The sequence below is a fragment of the Inquilinus sp. genome, from assembly GCF_039594555.1.
Classification (GTDB): domain Bacteria; phylum Pseudomonadota; class Alphaproteobacteria; order DSM-16000; family Inquilinaceae; genus Inquilinus.
In genome coordinates, this window is record NZ_JBCNNF010000475.1 from 1 (window position 1) to 4,997 (window position 4,997).

At 70.5% G+C, this 4,997-nt stretch carries 7 protein-coding genes; 2 read left to right on the forward strand and 5 right to left on the reverse strand.

Features of this window, described 5'->3' with window-relative positions:
• Positions 1-168: 168 nt before the first annotated feature.
• Entirely contained in the window at positions 169-1,221 is a 1,053-nt protein-coding gene (locus ABDW35_RS32000) for an aldo/keto reductase (protein ID WP_343717892.1), read from the reverse strand.
• Positions 1,222-1,391: 170 nt separating this feature from the next.
• Here ABDW35_RS32000 and ABDW35_RS32005 point away from each other — a divergent pair, with 170 nt between their 5' ends.
• Positions 1,392-2,198 carry a 6-phosphogluconolactonase gene (locus tag ABDW35_RS32005; RefSeq protein ID WP_343717893.1) on the forward strand — a complete coding sequence of 269 codons (807 nt, stop codon included), beginning with the start codon at positions 1,392-1,394 and terminating at the stop codon, positions 2,196-2,198.
• A 29-nt stretch (positions 2,199-2,227) separates the two neighbouring features.
• The gene (locus ABDW35_RS32010; protein WP_343717894.1) at positions 2,228-2,731 is read left to right on the forward strand and encodes a hypothetical protein; all 504 of its coding nucleotides are present in this window, start codon (positions 2,228-2,230) and stop codon (positions 2,729-2,731) included.
• On the opposite strand, the gene ABDW35_RS32015 is transcribed toward ABDW35_RS32010, so the two are convergent.
• The 4 genes from ABDW35_RS32015 to ABDW35_RS32030 all read right to left on the reverse strand — a co-directional run.
• The gene (locus tag ABDW35_RS32015) at positions 2,724-3,044 is read right to left on the reverse strand and encodes a hypothetical protein (RefSeq protein WP_343717895.1); all 321 of its coding nucleotides are present in this window, start codon (positions 3,042-3,044) and stop codon (positions 2,724-2,726) included. The genes ABDW35_RS32010 and ABDW35_RS32015 overlap by 8 nt on opposite strands.
• A gap of 10 nt (positions 3,045-3,054) precedes the next feature.
• Positions 3,055-3,645 (reverse strand): tail fiber protein, encoded by a 591-nt coding sequence (locus tag ABDW35_RS32020; protein WP_343717896.1) that lies wholly within the window; start codon positions 3,643-3,645, stop codon positions 3,055-3,057.
• Between the two features lie 186 nt (positions 3,646-3,831).
• On the reverse strand, positions 3,832-4,587 hold the full coding sequence (gene kduD / locus ABDW35_RS32025; protein WP_343717897.1) for a 2-dehydro-3-deoxy-D-gluconate 5-dehydrogenase KduD: 756 nt from the start codon (positions 4,585-4,587) through the stop codon (positions 3,832-3,834).
• On the reverse strand, positions 4,584-4,997 hold a 414-nt coding region (locus ABDW35_RS32030), incomplete at its 5' end, for a 5-deoxy-glucuronate isomerase (RefSeq protein WP_343717898.1). The genes kduD and ABDW35_RS32030, both read right to left, overlap by 4 nt.

Below are 4,997 nucleotides of genomic sequence, written 5' to 3' on the forward strand. Positions count from 1 at the left end.
TCCTCGGTCTCGGGCTGGGTGATCGACACCTTCGGCGCCCAGAACGGCTTCTGGGTTTCGGTGGCCTCGGGCGCGCTGGCGCTGGCCGTCGCCCTGCTGGGGCAGCACCGGCTGCTGGTGCGGGCGCCGGTGCCGGCGGCGGCCTGACGCCGCCGCTCGGCGTCCGCGTCAGGCCAGATGCGGCCCCAGCAGGGACAGGTCGGCGGCACCGAGGCGGTCCTTGGCGGTGCGCAGCTGGTGCCAGTAGGGATACAGCACCGGTGGCGCGCTGACCTGGTCGAGCGTCACCCGCTCCTCCGCCGTCAGCACCAGATCGGCGGCGGCGAGGTTGTCCTGCAGCTGCGCCTCGGTGCGGCCGCCGATGATCACCGACGTCACCGCCGGCCGGCCCAGCAGCCAGGCCAGTGCCACCTGGGCGCCGGAGACGCCGCGCGCCTCGGCGATCGCCACCAGCGCGTCGACGATGGCCCACAGCCGGTCCTCGTCACGGATCGGCGGCTCGTCCCAGCCGGCCAGCTGTCGCGTGCCCTCCGGCGTCACGCCGCGGCGATGCTTGCCGGACAGCAGGCCGCCGGCCAGCGGGCTCCACACCAGGATGCCGAGGCCCTGGTCGATCGACACCGGCACCAGCTCGTACTCCGCCTCGCGCGCCTCCAGCGTATAGTGGATCTGCTGGCTGACGAAGCGCTGGCGGTGCGTGCGGTCGCTGACCCCCAGCGCCTTCATCAGGTGCCAGCTGGAATAGTTCGAGGCGCCGATGTACCGGACCTTGCCCTGGCGGACGAGGCTGTCGAGCGCGTCGATCGTCTCCTCCAACGGCGTCTGCCCGTCCCACTGATGCACCTGGTACAGGTCGATGACGTCGGTGCGCAGCCGCTTCAGGCTGGCCTCACAGGCCTCGATCAGATGGTGGCGCGACAGGCCGCGGTCGTTCGGGCCGTCGCCCATCGGGAACCGCGCCTTGGTGGCGATCAGCACGCCGTTCGGGCGCTTGCCGCCCAGCACCTCGCCGATGATCTCCTCCGACCCGCCGGTGGAGTAGACATCGGCGGTGTCGATCAGGTTGATGCCGGCGTCGAGGCACAGGTCGATCTGCCGCCGCGCCTCGGCCACGCCGGCATTGCCGACCTTGGCGAAATTGCCCTTGCCGCCCATGGTCATGGTGCCGAGGGTGATGGTGGAGACCTTGAGGCCGGAGCGGCCGAGCAGACGGTATTCCATGGCGGCGCCTCTCTGTGTGGGGTCGCCCAGTCCTAGACCCGAGCCTTTCAGCGTTCCAACGGAAAGATCAGATCGCTTTCAGCGCCGGGAGTGCTGAATGCCCGTCGCGATTGCGTCGCGGGGCCGGGTTCCGCACACTCCTTGTTTCCGGTCGGCCGCCAGGACCCGCCATGCGATCCACCATCGCCATTCCGGTCACCGTGCATCCGACGCCGGAGGAGCTCGGCCGCGCCATCGCCCAGCGCATCCTGGGCGGGATCGAGCGCGCGGCTGAGGAGAACCGGCGCTACCTGCTGGGCTGCCCCGCCGGCCGCACGGCGGTGCCGGTCTATGCCGCGCTTGGCGCCCTGGCCGGGATGACCCGGTTCGACCTGTCCGGGCTAGTGCTGGTGATGATGGACGAGTACCTGGTCGACGGGCCGGCCGGGCCGGCGCTGTGCGACCCGCGGGCGCATTACAGCTGCCGCCGCTTCGCCGAGCAGGAGATCCGGGCGGTGGTGAACGCGAAGCTGCCGGCGCCGCGCCAGCTGCCGGCGGCGGGCGTGTGGTGCCCCGCCCCGGCCGATCCCGAAGCCTATGACCGCCGCATCCGCGATGCCGGCGGCATCGACCTGTTCCTGCTGGCCAGCGGCGCCAGCGACGGCCATGTCGCCTTCAACCCGCCGGGCAGCTCGGCCGAGGTGGGCACCGGCATCGTCGCGCTGGCGGAGGGAACGCGGCGCGACAACATGGCGACCTTTCCGGGCTTCGCCGCCATCGCCGAGGTGCCGCGCCGCGGCATCTCGATCGGCCTCGGCACCATCGCCGGCCTGTCGCGAGCGTCAGTGATGATCCTGCACGGCGCACACAAGCGCCAAGCGGCGCGGCGGCTGCTGGAGAGCCGGGATTTCGACCCGGCCTGGCCGGCCACCATCCTGCACCGCTGCCGGCACCCGGAGATCCATCTCGACGCCGTGGCCGCGCAGGAGGCGGCGTGACCGCCGCCGGGGACCTAGGAGACAGCATCATGACGGCGGAGGCGCTGGCCGGGCTGCGCGAGCGGATCCGGGAGAGCCGCGCGGTGGTCTGCGGCATGGCGCATGAATCTGTACCGCGCGATCGCGACGGGCACCCGCTGGCCCATCCGATCGAGCCGGACGCCTATGCCCGCCCGGCGCTGTGCCCCGCCGGGCGGCGCGACACCCAGCTGGCCTGCAGCCACAGCACCGCGCGGCTGCCGCTGCGCCGGGCGATCGAGGCCCTGCAGGCGCGGGACGGCGCCGACGCCGCGGCGCTGGAGATCCTGCTGGCGGAGTGGATGCGGCGGGACACGGCGCTGGGCACTCTGGACCACCGCCGCTACGCGACCGAGACCCGGCTGGCCGACGCGGTCAGGGCGAGCTCGGGCACCGCGGCGCAGGAGGAGCGGTCGATCGCGGCGCTGGTCCTGGAGCATCGCGATCTCGCCCGAAGGCTCGATGCGTTGCGGGACCGGATCCTCGCCGCGATCGACCGCGCCCTGCTCAGTTGAACACGGCCTCGTAGAACTTCAGCCCCTGGGCCTTCGGCGCGTCCACCGCCGCCGGCACCACCGGGCTGATGAGGACGCCCTCCATCAGCCCCTTGGACGGGTGCCGGATGTTGTAGACCTGCGCGCCCAGATCCGGCGTCGGCGGCGCCGTGAACAGGATCGCGAAGGGGTGGCGCCGCAACAGGCCTGGCGACCCGTAGGGCGAGAGACGGACGGCGACCAGGGTCGCCTCCACCCGCCCGCCCGGCCCTTCGACCACGAAGGTCTGGCCCCTATGGTCCTTGAAGTCGTCGAAGCTGAGCTCAGCGAGCATGGCGGCCCCCTTAGTCGCGCGGCGGGAAGATGCCTTCCAGCGCGATGATCCAGTTGATTGCCAGATAGGGCGGCAGGATCGAGAAGGGCTGGGTGCCGCCGGCCGGGCCGGTTGCACCGGTGACCGGGGTAGGCATGGTTACGGTCGGGGTGGTGTTGTTCGGCGCGTAGCTGTTGACGTTCACCGGGCTGCCGGTGCTCGAATCCGGGAAGTTCGCCGCGCCGAGGATCGAGGTGGCGGTCGGTGCCGACTGGGTGGTGCCGCTGACATTGGTCGTGGCGGTCAGCGTGCTGGCCAGCGTGCCGGCCGGGTGGGCGTGCGCCGGCATGTTGTTGATGGTCAGCGTCGTGTTCTCCGTGCCGCTGAGCTGGCCGAGGACGTAGTTGCTCAGCCCCGGCCCCTGGCCGGCGCCAATCGGGAACCGACTCGCCAGGTTGGGCAGCGCGAAGGTGGTCTGGCCGTTGCCGCCATAAGTGGTGCCGAGCAGGGCGAACAGGGCGGTGTTCTGCGCGATCGAGAGAATCTGGCCCCAGCAGAAGGCCCAGCCGCGCGGCGCGAAATTCGGGGCCCAGCCCATGATCGTGGCGAGATAAGCTTCCATTCTGAAATGCTCCTGAAAATGGATCGACAATGCTTCAAACGCGTGATGCCGGCGCCGCGCGATCGACATGAACGCCCGGAGCCGGCATCAGCGAGCATAAAACGAAAGGAAATATAGCTTCAATCTAGATCGAATGAATGACCAATTATGTTCATAAATCGAATCAAATCCAATCGGAAGATAATCTCAGCGCGCCATCCAACCGCCATCGACCGGCAGCACCGTGCCGGTGACGTAGCCGCTGTGCGGCGAGGCGAAGAACAGCGCCGCGGTCGCCAGGTCTTGCGGCACGCCCCAGCGGCCGGCCGGGATGCGGTCCAGGATCTGCCGGGCGCGCGCCGGGTCGGCGCGCAGCGCCTCGGTGTTGTCGGTCTCCATGTAGCCGGGGGCGATGGCGTTGACCGTGATGCCCTTCGGCGCCAGCTCGTTGGCCATGCCGCGGGTCAGCCCGGCCAGGCCGTGCTTGCTGGCGGTGTAGGAGGAGACGCGGATGCCGCCCTGGAACGACAGCAGCGAGGCGACATGGATGATCCGCCCGGCGATGCCCTGCCCCACCATGTGCCGGGCCACCGCCTGGGTCAGGAAGAAGGCGCTCTTCAGGTTGACCGCCATCACCGCGTCCCAGTCGGCCTCGCTGAACTCCAGCAGGTCGGCGCGGCGGATGATGCCGGCGTTGTTGACCAGGATGTCGATCCGGCCGAGCTGGCCGACGATGTCGGCCACCACCGAATCGAGCCCGGAGGAGTCCTCAAGGTCGCGCACCACCTCGACGAAGCGGTGGCCGGTGCCGGCGACCGCCGCCGCCGTCTCCGGCATCGGGCGGGAGCCGAGGCCGGCGATGTCGGCCCCGGCCTCGGCCAGGGCCAGGGCGATGCCCTGGCCGAGGCCGGTGCGGGCGCCGGTGACCAGCGCGGTCTTGCCGGTCAGGTCGAACAGGCTCACAGCAGGTCCCCCATGGCGACGAAGTCCATGTCGGTGAAGGCCTGGTTGTCGCCGGCCATGCTCCAGATGAAGGCATAGGCCGCGGTGCCGGCGCCGCAATGGATCGACCAGGGCGGCGACAGCACCGCCTGCTCGTTCCGCACCACCAGGTGCCGCGTCGCCTCCGGCCGGCCCATGAAATGCATCACCACCGCATCGGCCGGCAGCTCGAAGTAGAAATACGCCTCCATCCGCCGGTCATGGGTGTGCGCCGGCATGGTGTTCCAGACGCTGCCGCTGTGCAGCCGGGTCAGTCCCATCAGCAGTTGGCAGGTCGGCAGCACCTCCGGGTGCAGGTACTGCGACAGAGTGCGGCGGTTGCTGGTCTCGGGCGCGCCGAGCTCCTTGACGATGGCCTGGCTCCTGGTGAC